The 16,741-nt window shown below is 39.9% G+C and carries 15 protein-coding genes; 4 read left to right on the forward strand and 11 right to left on the reverse strand.

Annotated elements, in window-relative coordinates:
- Positions 1 to 225: 225 nt before the first annotated feature.
- On the forward strand, positions 226 to 2,073 hold the full coding sequence (locus M1F14_RS14640; protein ID WP_181469270.1) for a DUF4209 domain-containing protein: 1,848 nt from the start codon (positions 226 to 228) through the stop codon (positions 2,071 to 2,073).
- A 537-nt stretch (positions 2,074 to 2,610) separates the two neighbouring features.
- Here M1F14_RS14640 and M1F14_RS14645 read toward each other — a convergent pair.
- The 4 genes from M1F14_RS14645 to M1F14_RS14660 form a co-directional block, all read right to left on the reverse strand.
- Positions 2,611 to 5,271, reverse strand: coding sequence for a toprim domain-containing protein (locus M1F14_RS14645; RefSeq protein ID WP_181469269.1), 2,661 nt, complete (start codon positions 5,269 to 5,271; stop codon positions 2,611 to 2,613).
- 77 nt (positions 5,272 to 5,348) lie between these two features.
- Positions 5,349 to 5,570: a TraR/DksA family transcriptional regulator gene (locus tag M1F14_RS14650; RefSeq protein WP_076913940.1), complete on the reverse strand. Its 222-nt coding sequence runs from the start codon at positions 5,568 to 5,570 to the stop codon at positions 5,349 to 5,351.
- Positions 5,563 to 5,784, reverse strand: a complete 222-nt coding sequence (locus M1F14_RS14655; protein ID WP_004254744.1) for a DUF2732 family protein — start codon at positions 5,782 to 5,784, stop codon at positions 5,563 to 5,565. Before M1F14_RS14655 ends, M1F14_RS14650 begins: the two co-directional genes overlap by 8 nt.
- 223 nt (positions 5,785 to 6,007) lie before the next feature.
- On the reverse strand, positions 6,008 to 6,241 hold the full coding sequence (locus M1F14_RS14660; protein WP_181469268.1) for a hypothetical protein: 234 nt from the start codon (positions 6,239 to 6,241) through the stop codon (positions 6,008 to 6,010).
- Here M1F14_RS14660 and M1F14_RS14665 point away from each other — a divergent pair.
- The gene (locus M1F14_RS14665) at positions 6,240 to 6,674 is read left to right on the forward strand and encodes a hypothetical protein (protein WP_181469267.1); all 435 of its coding nucleotides are present in this window, start codon (positions 6,240 to 6,242) and stop codon (positions 6,672 to 6,674) included. The genes M1F14_RS14660 and M1F14_RS14665 overlap by 2 nt on opposite strands.
- Positions 6,675 to 6,852: 178 nt before the next feature.
- On the opposite strand, the gene M1F14_RS14670 is transcribed toward M1F14_RS14665, so the two are convergent.
- Both M1F14_RS14670 and M1F14_RS14675 read right to left on the reverse strand, forming a co-directional pair.
- Positions 6,853 to 7,050, reverse strand: a complete 198-nt coding sequence (locus M1F14_RS14670) for a hypothetical protein (protein WP_181469266.1) — start codon at positions 7,048 to 7,050, stop codon at positions 6,853 to 6,855.
- On the reverse strand, positions 7,047 to 7,313 hold the full coding sequence (locus M1F14_RS14675) for a Cox family DNA-binding protein (protein ID WP_076913935.1): 267 nt from the start codon (positions 7,311 to 7,313) through the stop codon (positions 7,047 to 7,049). The genes M1F14_RS14670 and M1F14_RS14675 overlap by 4 nt, the downstream gene beginning before the upstream one ends.
- Before the next feature lie 102 nt (positions 7,314 to 7,415).
- Here M1F14_RS14675 and M1F14_RS14680 point away from each other — a divergent pair, with 102 nt between their 5' ends.
- The gene (locus M1F14_RS14680) at positions 7,416 to 7,715 is read left to right on the forward strand and encodes a helix-turn-helix transcriptional regulator (protein ID WP_004254765.1); all 300 of its coding nucleotides are present in this window, start codon (positions 7,416 to 7,418) and stop codon (positions 7,713 to 7,715) included.
- A gap of 63 nt (positions 7,716 to 7,778) precedes the next feature.
- On the forward strand, positions 7,779 to 8,765 hold the full coding sequence (locus M1F14_RS14685; RefSeq protein ID WP_181469265.1) for a tyrosine-type recombinase/integrase: 987 nt from the start codon (positions 7,779 to 7,781) through the stop codon (positions 8,763 to 8,765).
- A gap of 261 nt (positions 8,766 to 9,026) precedes the next feature.
- Here the strand turns inward: M1F14_RS14685 and ahpF are convergent, their stop codons facing one another.
- The 5 genes from ahpF to M1F14_RS14710 form a co-directional block, all read right to left on the reverse strand.
- On the reverse strand, positions 9,027 to 10,601 hold the full coding sequence (gene ahpF, locus M1F14_RS14690) for an alkyl hydroperoxide reductase subunit F (protein ID WP_181469264.1): 1,575 nt from the start codon (positions 10,599 to 10,601) through the stop codon (positions 9,027 to 9,029).
- A 113-nt stretch (positions 10,602 to 10,714) separates the two neighbouring features.
- Entirely contained in the window at positions 10,715 to 11,278 is a 564-nt protein-coding gene (gene ahpC, locus M1F14_RS14695) for an alkyl hydroperoxide reductase subunit C (RefSeq protein ID WP_042843832.1), read from the reverse strand.
- Between the two features lie 185 nt (positions 11,279 to 11,463).
- Positions 11,464 to 12,588, reverse strand: coding sequence for an ABC transporter permease (locus tag M1F14_RS14700; RefSeq protein WP_162493717.1), 1,125 nt, complete (start codon positions 12,586 to 12,588; stop codon positions 11,464 to 11,466).
- Between the two features lie 4 nt (positions 12,589 to 12,592).
- Positions 12,593 to 15,349 (reverse strand): ribosome-associated ATPase/putative transporter RbbA, encoded by a 2,757-nt coding sequence (rbbA, locus tag M1F14_RS14705; protein WP_181469263.1) that lies wholly within the window; start codon positions 15,347 to 15,349, stop codon positions 12,593 to 12,595.
- Complete coding sequence (locus M1F14_RS14710; RefSeq protein ID WP_042843835.1) at positions 15,346 to 16,416, reverse strand: HlyD family secretion protein; 1,071 nt, start codon at positions 16,414 to 16,416, stop codon at positions 15,346 to 15,348. Before M1F14_RS14710 ends, rbbA begins: the two co-directional genes overlap by 4 nt.
- Positions 16,417 to 16,741 lie beyond the last annotated feature (325 nt).

The following is a 16,741-nucleotide window of genomic DNA, read 5'->3' on the forward strand; positions in this document are numbered from 1 at the left end:
GGTAATAAAATTTGTGCATTTTCGTGCAGATTTGTGTAGCAATATTTCAGTTACTCTATTAAATACTATAAAATACTGACACAATGGATTGCTAGTTCAAAAAACAAACAAATTTACCGTCATAACTCTGAGTTTTTTATTTTTCAGAAAAAGTGTCTTTTAAATAATTACTAATACGAATAATATAAATAGAAAGTAATATTTGATATTTTTAGGAGATATAATATGTTGAGTTTTTTTGAAGAAGGTATCGATTACTCAAATGGCCCATTATTAACAGTTGAAGATTTCAATAGCTTTGATTACTCAAAGTTCCAAACCGTAAACTTACAGTTTCGCAATCTTTATAATTTAAAACGTCCATATAATGATATTATTAACAACAATGACATTAACAAAAAATACATTTTTAATTTATTTTTATTTATAATATCCATTGATTATAACTTCAAGAATCAAAAATTTACAAGCTATACATTAGGTGATGGAAATGATGACATTCTACATTCAATCACTGATAATGACATTGATAATTTAATTATTATGATTGAGAATATTCAATATCCGATCTTAAAATTCAAAGCATATGATTTTATTTCAAGCAGAAAAAGACAGGAGAAATTAAAGTATATTGCTCTAGCACTAAATGAGGCAATTAATTTCAATCTAAAGCATAATGAGTGGTTTGGATATTATGGCATAGCCATGAAAAAAGCCGCAAGTATAAGTAAATTAAACAACCCCAAGATTAATGTTTTATCTGACACGCTAACCAATAAAATACTCAGCATCATAACAAATGAAACTGAAGAGAAAACATCTTATGACATAAATTATAATTGGTGTTTTGCATTATTTACTTTTTTATACGTAACTCAAATAACTGAGTATCAAAACTGGCTTCCGGTATTTGAATCTTTGATAGAGAAATCAATAGAAACTGGCAATGCAAATCAAACAAAAGACTATTTAGACTTATTATCATATATTTATAGAAAAGAAAAAAATGAACACTTGGAATATTACACATATAAAAGAATAGGAGACTTATACTATGATCTAGCATCAAAATCAACAGACATGCAATCATTATACTCTTTCAATATATCTTTATTATATTTTAGGAAAATCCCAAAAAAAGAAAGAGGTATATTTAATATAGATGAAAAAATAAAAACTATAGAACTAAAATTACAACCAGCAGGAGCACAGATTGTCAGTAACTTAATAAGCATTAATACTAAAACAGAACTTCCATCTGCATTTTCCAATTATATAAATGAACTTATTAAAAAAATAAACACCTTTTCAAATCCAATAGAAATGTTATTTTTCTTATTAACGTTAGATCATACCATAAATAAAGAAAAAACAATTAAAGAAGTAAAAGAAAGGGTGAGAAATTCATTTTTTCGAAACCTATCTAGCAAAATTAACTTATCTAAAGATGGGCGAGTTATCAATAGATTACCTCCTTTAAGTTTTAACTTTGACAATACTAATGATGAAATATTTATAGATGAGTGTTTCATTGATGTTATTACACATGCATCATTAATACAACGCTTAATTCTACCTTTAATAGATGAGATAATGAAAAAATATGAAAACACACAACTTTTAGATGATAGTATTGAAAATATTATTCAACACTCTCTTTTCATACCTACTGAAAGAAAGCAAATTTTTAAAAAACTAATAATGTTAGGATTACAAAAAGATTTTTCTACAGCGATTTATTTACTATGCCCTCAAGTTGAAAATTTTTTCCGGAGTATTCTAAAATTCAGTAATGTTAGCACAACTACCATCACTTCTGAGCAAGAAGAAATGGAAGCTGGTTTAAGTACGCTGTTAGATAAAAAAGAAACCAATGAAATATTTGATGAGAATTTATTATTTGAAATGAAAATGCTTTTTACCGAATCAGGCGGACCAAATCTACGTAATGAAGTAGCTCATGGGCTATTAGATGATATTGATGCCATTCAACCTACAATTATCTATGCTTGGTGGCGTTTTATTCGCTTAATCGTAGATAGCTACTTTTGTGAAATTGTAGATACTGAATAATAAAGGTCTCATTTAATAATCCTCTCGTTCAATTGCTAATTAAAATGGGGCCCCTCTCGGAAACCGGTTACATCGGTTACAACTTACCAAAAACACCTGTAACCCACTGATTTAAAACAACTCCGTTGTAACTTTTTACTGGTTACAACGGGTTACAAAACAGGAGTTAAAAAGTTACACCCTTATAAAACAATAAGTTATACTTTTAATTTGTAACCTCTTAAAACGGTTACACGTAACCACAAAGTAACCCATTTGTAACCTTTTACTATTCCTATATTTATATCTATTATCAATAAGATACAAGACTATTTTAATTTTGTAACCATTGTAACCGCTTTCCGAACCCCTCCCATAAATTCTCTATATTTATAAAAGAGATTAAATAACAGTCAACTCTTACTCTGTTATCCATTGATTTACTTACCTACGCTTTCATAGAATATTGATGATGAGCATTTACTTAATTCATGGGGTTTATCGATAGATAAAAGAAAGGCTGCACATCGGCAGCCTATAGATAAATAGAGGAGAAAACTAACTCTCACTGTTTTCCTGAAATACCCAGCACTTAATCACTTCAGGCCTCTTAAGCGTACTCCCCACCGCAAGCGTGTTATTAAATTGACTGTTCACCACACTTCTCACCGTCTTAACGCCCACAAACTTACGCATACGCCCCGCTTTCAATAAATTCTTAATATCAGTATTCAATTGCATAGACTGACGGTACTCACTAGCCACCTGTGCAATATGGTTAAAATTCACTGCATAAACACCCTTTTCACTACTGTGATTCACACCAAAAGCCTCGTTATCGTGTAAATAATCAAACAGTTCCCAAAACTCCATCACTTGTGGCTGGTCAAGTTGGATCGCTTGGACACGTTGTTTGGCCAACTCAATAATAAAGTCGCGAGTTTGGCGAATATGGGCCGCTTTTACGGGAAGAACTAATGCTAACGTTTCTAGCAAGGCAATTAATTGTGCGTGATTCTTGGCGATCCGCTCATGGTTAATCGCCTTATCCGCAAATAACTGCGCCTGTAAGCCATCTACGCGCTCATTGTATTGCTTTAATATCGCCGCTTCTTTCATCAATACAGTTGGTAAAAAACCAGATAACCTTTCAATGGGATAACGTTCAAGGGCTATGGCGGCATAACGGGTTTCAACGCTTTGCTCGGCTTTATCAGTATAGAGGTGAATAATCCGCTCTAAAACGGCGCGTGAAGCGTTTATCTCTGCATTCTGTGCAATCACAATACTGCCTTTAAATAATGGCTCGTAGGTCTCATTACCGCTATTTTTCACCCCTAACGAACGCGTGGCACGGCCGTTATACAGTGACTTAAGTTCTTCCCAATCAAACGCTTTCAGCTTTGCATTATCTTGCACGCGATCACTTTCAATTAAACACACCGGCAAATTACTAATCTGTGAAAAGTTTCGCCCTCGAGCGGCAACACTCGATTTTGATGCATCAAACCCCTCATAATCTGCGCGGCCACATAAACGCCATAAAAACTCAATCAACGTACTTTTACCAGAACCAGGCTCACCGCAAATTTCTAAAAATGGGTAGCTTTTATGAGTCTTGCGTATCTGCTCCGCAAAGAACGAACCCAACCAGAACGCCAATACCACATAACCTTTTGCACCAAACGCATCCCAAAGAGAACTTAACCAGCTGGTATCAAATTCGCTAAAATCGGTATTAATGGCCAATGATGGGCTAAGGCTTAACGTCTTGATATCCAACTTATTGAGAGAGAAATAATCTTCCTCATTTAACGTAAAACACTTACCATCCTGCACCGCAACATCATTAAACACATACACACCATACTCTTTGTTATAACCCACATAATTTTGCGTGATCACCTCTTTAATATCAGGCAAGGCTTGCTTGCAAATGCGGTCCAATTGCAAAGTTGTGCCGGTATAAACCGCCCCTTTGGCCACATGCAATAAACGCTTTTTGAATTCACTGGCACTGGTTAACTGTGAGGCGGTAAACGTGGCTTTAACTTGTGGCTGGCGAGGGAAGTCGACGCGCATGTAATACCATGATTCGTCAGTTTCAACGGACTTTTGGAAATATAGCGGAGTGGGATAACAATTGGCGATTTCAACTACCGTACCGGACTCTTTTACCGCTTTTTGTCTGGCTTCATCTTCATCTAAATCGGGTTCGGCATCATGAATACGCTCAATGGTTTTCATCATTTTATCGATATCCAACTTAAACCAATACAAGCGGTTATCGTGCTGAAAATCGAACTCTGAACGCTCCGTCCAGTTAAACATTAAACGCGCCTTTTCAAACGCGGTTGAGGCTAACAACAACTTGCCGTAATAGCGATAACGGGCCATATCGCGCTCCGTTAGCTTGCCTTTCATATGCAAGTCATTCCAATCGTTGCCACACTCTTTTTCAGCGGGTCTCGCGGCCGTGACTTTCCAGCCATCATCGATACTGCGGGCAACAAACTTTTTCATTGCGCGTTCACCGGCTGCGCCATTATCCAACGCCCAAACTAAAAGCGGCTTTCTATTATTACCTAGCGCTGTTCTCAGCGCACTTAAAGCAATTTCAGGGTAGTTATGGCAAGTCATTAGAGAAACAGCCGGAATACCATTTTGAATCAAGCTCAACGCATCAAAGATCCCCTCAGTCAGCCAAATCTCTTTAGCTTGAGTCAAATCCTGTTGCGGCAGTGTCCACCAATGCCCTTTATACGAACCAAAAAAATTAGCTTTGCGATCAAACCGTGAGGGTCTATCAATAATTCGCTCCCAATATGCCCCCTCGGGTAAAGCAAATTTCACCGTTGCCGCACCTAACCCATTGGCATGATAGCTAGACTCGGAATACAATCCTTTCAACGGGGCGATGTCTAGCCCTCTGGCGTGCTGTAAATAGGCATCTGCGGCTGCATTTGGTGCTTGTTGCGTCTTGGTGTAGTGTGCTGACCAGTCATCAAATATATCGGGATAAATCTCTTTTACAATCAACTCAGCGCCGCATTTATTTTCACGGCCACAACGCAACACAAACGGCATTTCAATTGAGGTAAATAGCTCTTTTTTCTTACAATTTGGGCACACACCTTGGCGCAAATAGCCATTTTGCTCTTTAAATTGAAAGTCGTGTATAAGGCGAGGCAATAACGCCTGAATATGATATGATTTCATGTGATAACCTTAGAGCACACAATCAGCGTCTATCCCGCAGGTTGTGTGCTTTTTATTTGCTTACAGAAAATGATTTCTCATACGCTGTGATAATGTTTTTCTTTCAGTTCAAACAGAATTTGGCAGTCAATACACAAGGTGCAGCCAATCACCGCTTGGCGGCGGGCTTCTGGTATTGGGTGATCACAATTCTCACATTCAAACGCAGATACCCTATTCACTGGCTTCCTCGCAGCTTGGATATTTTGTTCTAGCACTAATGCCGCATGTTCATTGGCGCGGTCGATAACATCAGACATAATTAAGATCTCCCGCTTGTGACTCGAATTTATCCGCTTCATCAATCAATAGCTGATGAATTTGCGCATAATCTAATTTCTCTGTTAATACTTTGTCGGCTAATTGACGTTGGCGATCAGCAAAACGATTCATTAATGATTTACGCTCATCTTCTCGATTAGCTTTTATATTTTCAGCCACAGGGGTAAATATAGGGTCTGGAATATGTCTCATTTTAAAACCTCATTTTTAGGTAATAAAAAGCCCTGACCGATAAAGGTCATTGTTTATTAGTTTGATTATTTAATTGCTATCTAACTCTAATTATTTTCTATATTAATAATCACCTTACGATATTTAATCCGATTTTTTTAACCATGATCGGCAACATGGTGTGTGGTATATTTGCTATGCCTGCAATTTCTTGACCAGAATCAGGCATAACAGCCACCTAACATTACTTATTTAGAATTCTTCTGGCTGTAACTACATCAAGTCCCGCACTGTGCAAGTTATTAGCTAGCGCTTCCGCTATTTGGTTTAAATCGGCACTTGCAAGAAGATCATTCCATTGTTTTTTGCTAGTATAAGCATCAAAAACTAGTCCAAGCTGATAATCAATTAATTCACTGATTTTATTGTATAATTCATCATTGCTTTTGGCCTGTTTCGATAACAAAGGATTATCCATGTCTACTCCTGAAAATATTGTTAAATTTAATGAGGTTACTGGTATTACACTTGCTCATTTATATGAAAAGTTTCCAGTAAAAACATCTTTTTTACTATCCACTTTATTTCCTGATACCCAAATAATTTCAGCTGAAAATACAGGCACTCCACAAGTAAACTTAAATTCTATCTTTGTTTCATCAGCCATAGACTGGTTAATTGAAACGGGTTATATCACAGGTCAAATTGACCCGAGACAAGCTAAAAATCTTGTTTTAACATCCAAAGGATTAGAATTATTAAAGCTAATCCCTAATTCAATTGATGGCTCATCATCATTTGGTGACGAGTTAGTTAAAGCGACTAAAACAGGTACAAAAGAAGTCTTAGTAAATGTAGCTTCTAGCTTGTTAACTAGTGGTATCAGCGTTTTGTACAATACAATAAAGTGAAAGTTATTTTTTAAAGACGATGTTCGCTATATGAACATTGTCTTTGTACAATCTACACTCCCCAGAGATAATAGAATTAGAAACAATAATGTTTTGAAAATGCTTATTTTGATTATCGTTAATAATTAAATTATCAATTGATGAAGTCATTAAATTAGATTTTTGATTTAAAGTTAAATTACTTTCCACCTTTCATCCTCCACAACCCATCGATATATTTTGTCGCTTCAGCCATTGCATCAAACTTGCCGAACGACTCCCCTACATGCCAAACGTGATAACGTGTGATTGGTGTCTGCTTCTTACGTGGTAACGTGATAATCGTAAACCCGCGATACACCGCACAATGATGGCTCACACGAATAACCTGACTCATTGCGGTTTACCTAAGCCCAACCACACCAACCAACCGTCACGCATTTCCGCGGGTAACGACTCATAGGCCAGCCTTAAACCATTATTCCACGCTGGCAAATACACATAATTCTCCGCACGACTAGAGCCAGGTCTTTTCATCTGAACAATCGGTAACTTACCTGCTTTACGCATATCTGCCACTGCGCTTGCTGGCTTACCAATCAACTCAGCGAATTTTTCCTCAGTCACAACATCTGACAGACTTACGATTTTCTCTCTCATCTGCTACCCTCTTATGTCAGGCGCTTTCTAGCGCTTTAGGACTCTTTGCATCAATGCAAAGCAAATATCAATTACTCGATACAATATGGAGTTCTCAATATAATGTCAAGAACGCAAGGAGAGAAATTGCGGCTTATTCGCAATTCCGAACAAATGACAAAAAGAGAGTTGGCAGATTTGACGGGGCTAAACTATGCCACTTATCACGGCTATGAGAGTGATAAATCAAAAATGACCTTTGAATCTGGCGTGAAAATATTTGCAGTTAAACGGTTCAGAAAATACCGCGATTGGTTCATGTTCGATGAGGTGAATCCCGAAGCTGGCCAAATAGCACCGGCTTTAGCGCACACTGGGCACGAAAATTCAGGCTCGCCCCACTCAGACAAGAAAACTGGTTAACAATTTATCAGGCATTTTGTGAGGTTAACTCGCAAAGCCAATCGACCCTCGGAGGGCTTTCTTATGGCAATTAAGAAACTCGAAGATGGTCAATATGAAGTGGACATTAGACCGGCTGGCCGTCAAGGAAAACGTGTCAGACGTCGATTTGATACAAAACACGAAGCCGTTTTGTTTGAGCGTTACGCCCTATCAAACAAAATGCACAAAGATTGGTTAGATAAATCCAATGATATTCGGCCGCTACAAGACTTAATTGATTTGTGGTGGAACACCTTTGGCAAAAGTAGCGAATATGCGCAGGACACGTTATTAAGGGCAACACGCATTGCAACCGCACTCGATAACCCGCCAATGTGCTTATTAACCGATAAGCAATTAGCACTTTACCGCGAACTCCGGCTCGCTGCGGGTATCAAGCCCTCCACGATAAACCGTGATTTTTCAGCGATAAGCGGCATATTTACCGCTTTAAAGCGCACGGATTTATTTATGGGTAAACACCCAATACGAGGGCTATCACGGTTAAAGCAAAAAGCGACTGAGATGTCTTATTTAACGCATGAAGAAATCGGGCTGCTGCTGAATATATTAAAAGGTGATAATAAAAAAGTGGCGATTTTATGTTTAAGCACCGGTGCGCGTTGGGGGGAAGCCGTTAAATTAAAACGCGAGCACGTGATCCAAAATAAAATCCGTTTCACTTTTACCAAAACGGGCAAAGCACGCATTGTGCCAATTTCCCAAGAAGTCGCAGATGCTGTGTGTACGCGAAAATCCGGTCTGCTTTTTCCAAACACTTCTTACGATATGTTTAGAAAACACATAAAGACCATTAAGCCTGACATGCCACAGGGCCAAGCCACGCACGCATTACGGCATACCTTCGCAACCCATTTTATGATGAATGGCGGCAGTATTATTACTTTGCAGAGGATCCTAGGTCACTCGACATTACAGCAAACCCTGACCTACGCACACTTTGCACCGGACTTTCTTCAAGATGCGATTACGTACAACCCATTAAAGGGAGGAACAGAGTTAGCTTAATAGATTGTTCGTTTTAGGATGATTTTGACGACAAAAAGCAATACAAATTTAACTTTTGCATGTCCACAAATTGTCCACACTGGGATGTATTTCTCCGCTGTAAGTACCACCAAATCAGCGTTTAGATCGTCCACAAGTTGTCCACACTTGAACACTTTTAGGCACTTTTGAGCCTTTTTTGTACAGATTATGCACAAAAAAAAGGCACTCGCCCCCGAGTGCCTTTTGACTACAACTCACTGAATATAAAGTAAATTATACCTATTCAGCGGTTCTGGTACTTGTGCGGATTAGGTAATCAAAGGCGCTAAGTGCGGCTTTTGCCCCTTCTCCGGCTGAAATAATAATTTGCTTATAAGGTACTGTTGTACAGTCCCCCGCGGCAAAAATACCTTTAACACTCGTTTCGTTACGTGCGTCGATTTCAATTTCACCCATACGGTTTCTTGCGATGGTACCTCCCAACCAATTGGTGTTGGGTAATAAACCGATTTGTACGAATGCCCCTGCAACCTCAAGTAAATGAACGCTATCATCTGTACGGTCTTTATACTCAAGACCCGTCATTTTGCTACCATCACCTTTAACCTCTAAGGTTTGTGCATTCAAAATAATATCGACATTACTTAAACTGCGGGCTTTTTCTTGTAACACAGAATCCGCTTTCAGTTCTGGTGCAAATTCAAGCACAGTAACATGGTCAACGACTCCCGCTAAATCGATAGCCGCTTCAATTCCTGAATTACCACCACCAATTACCGCTACACGTTTACCTTTAAACAATGGACCATCGCAATGTGGGCAGAATGTAACGCCTTTAGTGCGGTACTCTTGTTCCCCAGGAACGCCCATGTTTCTCCAGCGAGCCCCCGTAGAAATAATGATGCTGCGTGATTTTAAGATACCACCTGATGCTGTCTCAATTTGGTGTAAACCACCTTCCTCTGCTGCGGGTATCAATTTCGCTACCGATTGACCATCAATGACATCAACATCATAACTATCGACATGATTTTTTAACGCGCCCGCAAAAATTGCCCCTTCGGTTTTAATCACTGAAATATAGTTTTCAATATCAACGGTATCCATTACTTGGCCGCCAAAACGCTCGCCGATCACCCCAGTACGGATCCCTTTACGAGCAGTATAAATTGCAGCTGAAGCACCCGCAGGGCCACTGCCAATTACCAGTACTTCAAATGGCTTACGTTCTGTCAGTGATTTTGCTGCGCGTGCATCCGAGTTGGTATCAACCTTGCTAACAATCTCACTTAATGTCATACGCCCTTGGCCAAACTCTTTTCCATTAAGGAAAACCGCAGGAACGCCCATTACATTACGCTCGTCAATTTCGTTTTGAAAAAGCGCACCGTCAATCGCGGTATGGCTAACATTGGGGTTCAATACAGCCATTAAATTCAGTGCTTGAACAACATCAGGGCAGTTATGGCATGATAACGAGTAATAAGTCTCAAAATGGAACTCACCTTCTAGGCCTTTAACTTGTTCCAATAACTCTTGTGCTTCTTTCGATGGATGACCACCAATTTGCAATAATGCCAGCACAAGAGAGGTAAATTCATGTCCCAGTGGCGAACCTGCAAAACGCAAACCACTATCTATTCCTGGGTTGGTAATTAAAAAAGAAGGTGTTCTTATCGCGTCGTTGCGTTCTTCACGCACACTGACTTTATCTGATAGTGATGCGATTTGTTCTAACAGCTGTTTGATTTCATTTGATTTTTGGCTGTCATCTATATTAGCAACTAATTCAACGGGTTTAGTTAAACGTTCTAAGTAGGCTTTTAATTGTGCCTGTAAATTATTGTCGAGCATGTAATCCCCTTTAATTTTAATCATAAAATCGGGTACATATACCCGTCCATGCTTCAAGTTGCAGGCCTAAACACCTGCAACTTGAATAGTTTTTTTATTAATCTAGAAACTAATTAGATTTTGCCAACTAAGTCTAAAGACGGAGACAGTGTCGCATCACCTTCTTTCCATTTCGCTGGGCAAACTTCACCTGGATGGCTAGCTACGTATTGCGCAGCTTTAACTTTACGCAGTAAATCTGAAGCATCACGGCCAATACCTTCAGCAGTGATTTCAATTGCTTGAATGATACCTTGTGGGTCAACAACAAACGTACCACGGTCTGCTAGACCTTCATTCTCACGCATATTTTCAAAGTTACGAGTTAATGCGCCAGTTGGGTCACCGATCATGGCATATTTAATTTTGCCAATAGTGTCTGAGCTTGCATGCCATGCTTTATGTGTAAAGTGGGTATCAGTAGATACAGAGAAAATCTCAACACCTAATTTTTGGAATTCTTCGTAATGGTCAGCAATATCGCCTAATTCCGTTGGGCAAACGAAAGTAAAGTCAGCTGGATAGAAGAAGAAAACACTCCATTTACCTTCAACGTCTTTTTCAGAAACTTCGATAAATTGACCGTCTTTGAATGCTTGGTTAGTAAAAGGTTTGATTTGAGTATTAATTAATGACATATGATGTTCTCCTGTTTGGTTGCCTATTAAGTTACTGTTTTACAGCAATTAAATCCAATCAGTACCCACTATCGATTTGATAGGTATAACCTAATCATTGTCATACAATTAATAGGTGCGACATTAAAACGCTTACTGAACTCTTCAGCAAGCGTTTTGTTGTTAGGAAGGTATTTTTTCTATGATTATGCCATCGTGGCAATAGTTTTGCGGAAGCGGAACAATGCAAGTGTAAAGAAAACACTCCCAATGACGATTAAAATAACAAATTGCGGCCAAACTATTTGGAAACCTGCACCACGATACAAAATAGCTTGCGCAAGGCTAACAAAGTGAGTTGTCGGCATAGTTTGCATAATATCTTGCACTAATTGAGGCATACTCTCACGTGCCGTCATTCCCCCAGAAAGCATATTTAAAGGTAATAAAACTAAAATCATCAATAGACCGAACTGAGGCATGGACCTTGCGATAGTTCCCATAAAAATCCCGATTGACGTCGTCGCAAATAAACTCAGCGCAACCCCTCCCATAAAGAGCAATATAGACCCCTCAATAGGGACTTGCAGCAAGGTTTTAACCACCAGCAACAATGAAACACCCGATGCAATCAGTACCACCAGCCCCATGGACCATATTTTCGACATCATGATTTCAAATGGCGTCAACGGCATCACCATCAAGTGCTCTACTGTGCCATGCTCCCGTTCACGGATTAACGCAGCCCCAGTCAAGACAATAGACAACATCGTGATATTGTTGATAATCGCCATTACGGAACCGAACCACGATTGCGTCAAATTAGGGTTAAAACGCATCCTCACTTCTAAGTCTACTGGCAAGCTTGCATTACTTCGATACTTTGCTAAAAACTCGTTGACCTCTCCTAATGTAATATTTTGGATATAGCTATTTCCTAAAAAAGCTTGGCTCATCCGTGTTGCATCAATATTAACTTGGATTTCAGGTTGTCGCCCTGCAAGAACATCTTTTTGAAAATTAGGCGGAATATCGAGTGCGAAGGTGTATGAACCTCTATTTAATAAACCGTCAATTTGGTCAGGTGTAATATCTGCCGGGGGTAAAAAATACGGGGCATAAAAGCTGTTGATGATCCGATTCGATAACTGTGAGCGGTCTTGATCGGCTATCGCAATAGGCGCGTTATGTAACGAACCCGGCGTAACCGTTGCCGATGAATAAATCGAAACGGTAAACGCAAAGACGATCAATGCAAGCATCGCTTTATCTCGGCCTAAGCTGCGTAACTCTTTAACCCCTAGGTTGATGATATTTTGTATTTTACGCATCATACTAAACCTCCTGCTTTTTCAAAAACAATACGCTTAAGCCAATAACAAGCGGTACCGTGATAAGTAGCGGGATAAATGATGCCTGTAAATCAAATAAATTCAGCCCCTTAGAGAATGTCCCCCGAGTGATGGTTAAGAAATGTGATGTCGGGTAGACCATACCAACCCACCGACCTATTCCTTCTAATGAAGATACGGGGTCAATCATTCCTGAAAATTGAGTCGCAGGAATTAAAGTAATGATTGATGTACCAAAAATAGCAGCGATTTGGCTTTTCATAAAACAAGAAATGAGTAAACCAATCCCCGTTGCAATACTGACATACAAGAAAGCCGCTAACGTCAACGTTAGGAAGCTCCCCTTAAATTCCACACCAAATATATATACCGATAAAATGCACAGTAATAAAAAGTTAAACATGCCTAATAAAATATAAGGCAATTGTTTACCAAGCAAAAACTCTAATTTGGTGATCGGGGTGACATAAAGATTGATTATCGAACCTAATTCTTTTTCGCGTACCACGCTAAGAGCACTTAACATGGCTGGGATCATCATTAATAACAACGGGATAACCGCAGGTACAATAGCGGGTAAGCTGCGAACATCAGGGTTATAACGATAGCGAGTTTCGATATCGATAGCCGGCATCCCTGCAACCCCGACAGGTTGACGAGCAGCCATTGTACTTAGCCAAGCAAGGTGCATAGCTTGCACGTAGCCACGTACCGTTTCTGCTCGGTTTGGCATTGCGCCATCAATCCATACCCCAATTTTGACATTATTTCCTCGAGCAACATCCCTCGCAAAGTTAGGTGGGATTTCTATAGCAACGGTAATCTTACCGCTACGCATTCCAGCCTCTAAATCATCATAATCTTTGATAGGCGGCTGCTCGATAAAATAACGAGAACCTGCGAGGTTTAGAGTATATCCTTGACTTAACCCCGTTTGGTCACGATCTAGTACTGAAAAGCGTAAGTTTTCGACGTCCATGCTAATCCCATAACCCATAATAAACATTAGGATCACTGTTCCAAGTAACGCTAATGTTGAACGAACCGGGTCGCGGCGAAGCTCCATGCCTTCACGAATGGAATAGCTGAATAACCGACGTAAGCTAAAACGCTTTTTAAGTGCATCTGTTGCTTGCTCTTTTAATGCAGGGTCAACATGGAATTCAGGGGCTGTTTCTTGCTCAGCTCCCGCTTCCCCTACAGCATCTTGTAAATAGGCGATAAAGGTTTCTTCAAGAGTGTCTAAACCTCTTTTTTTGGTTAAATTAACTGGCGTATCACAATCCAGTACTTTCCCTGCATGCATCAACGAAATTCGGTCACAACGCTCAGCTTCATTCATAAAGTGGGTCGAAATAAAAATTGTGACACCGTCACGTCTTGATAGGTCTACCATCAAATTCCAGAACATATCCCTCGCGACAGGATCGACCCCTGAGGTAGGTTCATCTAGGATTAACATCTCTGGTTCATGTATCACCGCAACGGCCAACGATAAGCGCTGGCGGATGCCTAGAGGTAAATCATCTGGCATGGTTTCTCTAACATCTTCCAACTCAAAGCGTTGGCACATGTCATTAATACGCTGTGCAATGTTATCTTCTGGAATATGAAAGAGTTTCGCATGCAGTTCAAGGTTTTGCTCTACACTCAGTTCGCTATACAGGGAAAAGGCTTGTGACATATAGCCCACACGCTTACGCGTTTCAATATCTTTAGGGTCAATTTCTTGCCCAAATAACCAAGCTTGTCCTTCACTCGCTTGTAATAGCCCGGTTAGCATTTTCATGGTGGTCGATTTACCACAACCGTTAGAACCTAAAAAACCAAATATCTCCCCTTTAGGGATTTTTAAGTTCACATGGTCAACCGCCACAAAATTACCAAAGCGCATCGTCAAGCCTTGCGCCTCAATCGCAATCACATCATCTTTTGATTTATCACGCGGGGGAATAATGACTTTTTTGTGGCCACTGCGTTTTTCTTTAGGTAACAATTGAATAAACGCAGCTTCAAGATCATCACAATGGGTTTGTTTTTTTAGCTCCGATGCGTGACCGGTGGCTAAAACTTTACCGTCGTCCATCGCAACCAACCAATCGAACCGTTCCGCTTCTTCCATATACGCGGTTGCCACTAATACACTCATGTTTGTTTGACGTAAACGAATTCGGTCAATCAGGTCCCAGAACTGCGCACGAGATAATGGGTCTACCCCTGTCGTCGGTTCATCTAAAATAAGTAAATCCGGGTCATGAATCAACGCACAACATAGGCCTAATTTTTGTTTCATCCCTCCCGATAGCTTACCAGCGGGTCGGTCTTTAAACGGAGCGAGCCCTGTGCTTTCAAGTAAGTCTTGAATCCGGTACTCACGTTCAGCTTTTGATTGGCCAAACAGCCGGCCAAAAAAATCCACATTCTCATATACGGATAGTGTGTGGTACAGGTTCTTTCCTAGCCCTTGCGGCATGTAAGCAATTCGTGGGCATACTGCCCTGCGATGCAAAGCGCTATTCATATCCCCATCAAGTACCCTTACGTGGCCTTGCTGAATCGCCCTAGCCCCTGCAATTAGTGAAATTAGACTCGATTTACCCACTCCATCAGGCCCTATTAGCCCAACCATTTTCCTCGCAGGGATAGAAAGAACAATGTCATCCAACGCACAATTTTCACCATAATGCTGGCTGACATGCTGTAAATCGATTATCACATCATCCATCAATTTGTTGGTCATTGCGGTAATCTCACCTCAAGTTCAGCAGGCCAAGGCTCATTTGGGTCTAAACGCACATAAGCCTTTCCTGGTAACCCCGTTTTGACGTATTCAAGGTGTTGCTCTAATAATTCAGGTGATATGCGCGCCCTAACCCGGAACATTAGCTTTAAGCGTTCATTTTGGGTTTCCACCGTTTTTGGGGTGAATTGAGCCACGCTGGCAACAAAGGTTGTTTTTGCCGGAATAACAATATTAGGCGCAGCATCAAGGATAATATGGACATCGCTACCTATCGCAACTTTCCCTGCATCTTCTGTCGGCAAGAAAAATGTCATATAAACATCGCTTAAATCAACCATATTTAAGACCCGCCCACCGGCTCCAAGTACCTCTCCTGGCTCAGCTACACGGTATTGAACGCGTCCATTTCTTGGGGCTTTTAAAATACTATCGTCTAAATCTGCTAAAATCCTGCGCTCTGTAGCCGTCGCGGCTTCAACACGGTTTTTAGCTTGTACAATCCCTGCAGAAGCAGAATCAATGGCAGAAGTCGATGCGGCAACTTGTGCTTTAGAAGCTTCTAAAGCGGCTCTAGCCCCTTGCATCTGCGCGGTATCATCATCAACTTGCTGCTGTGAAACGGCGTTTGTTCTGACTAATGCTCTAGAACGATTAAGCCGTTTTTGTGCGGCATTCAACTCAGCTTCACGTTGGCGAACGACTGCTTGAGCGGCTAATTTTTCGCTCTTACGTTGTGCTAAGGCAGATTCAGCCGTAGTGACGGCACTAATCGCTTGACGCAATTGTGCTTGTACTTCATGCAGTTGCTCTTGAAGAGCACGAGTATCCATCCGTGCGAGCTCTTGACCTGCTTTAACAAAGGCCCCTTCTTTTACGTTGATTGTTTCAATTCTACCTGCTGTTTTAGTCGCAATATCAATCTCAGTAGCTTCAATACGGCCGTTACTCTGCGCAAAGCCCGCAGGTAGCCCCCCAGAGTTCACACTCCAGTAATAATAGCCGCCCACGGCAATAATGATTATTAAAATGAGATACAACGATACTTTTCGCTTATTTATTTTCATACCATCCCTTTTCCATTAAATGAGAAAACAATGAACAACAATTATTTTGATTATTAACCTGGTGAAATTAATAAAGCCGTATAACTGTTTATATACGAAATAAATACGATTAAGACTGAAGTTGTGATGCTTTCTTTTTTTTAATCGAGCTACATTTTTCCAAATACAGTTCGATTATTAGCTATCTATCTAATTTAACGACATTTTATCAGGATTTATCTTAAGTATAGTTGCCGTACATCACAAAAAAATAGAATAGATTAGAAAAAGTGATAATAAGGCATTTATTGTATATATTTATACAAAAATAAAGCCAGTATTTAAT

This window comes from Providencia sp. PROV003 (assembly GCF_045040775.1).
Lineage (GTDB): Bacteria > Pseudomonadota > Gammaproteobacteria > Enterobacterales > Enterobacteriaceae > Providencia > Providencia huashanensis.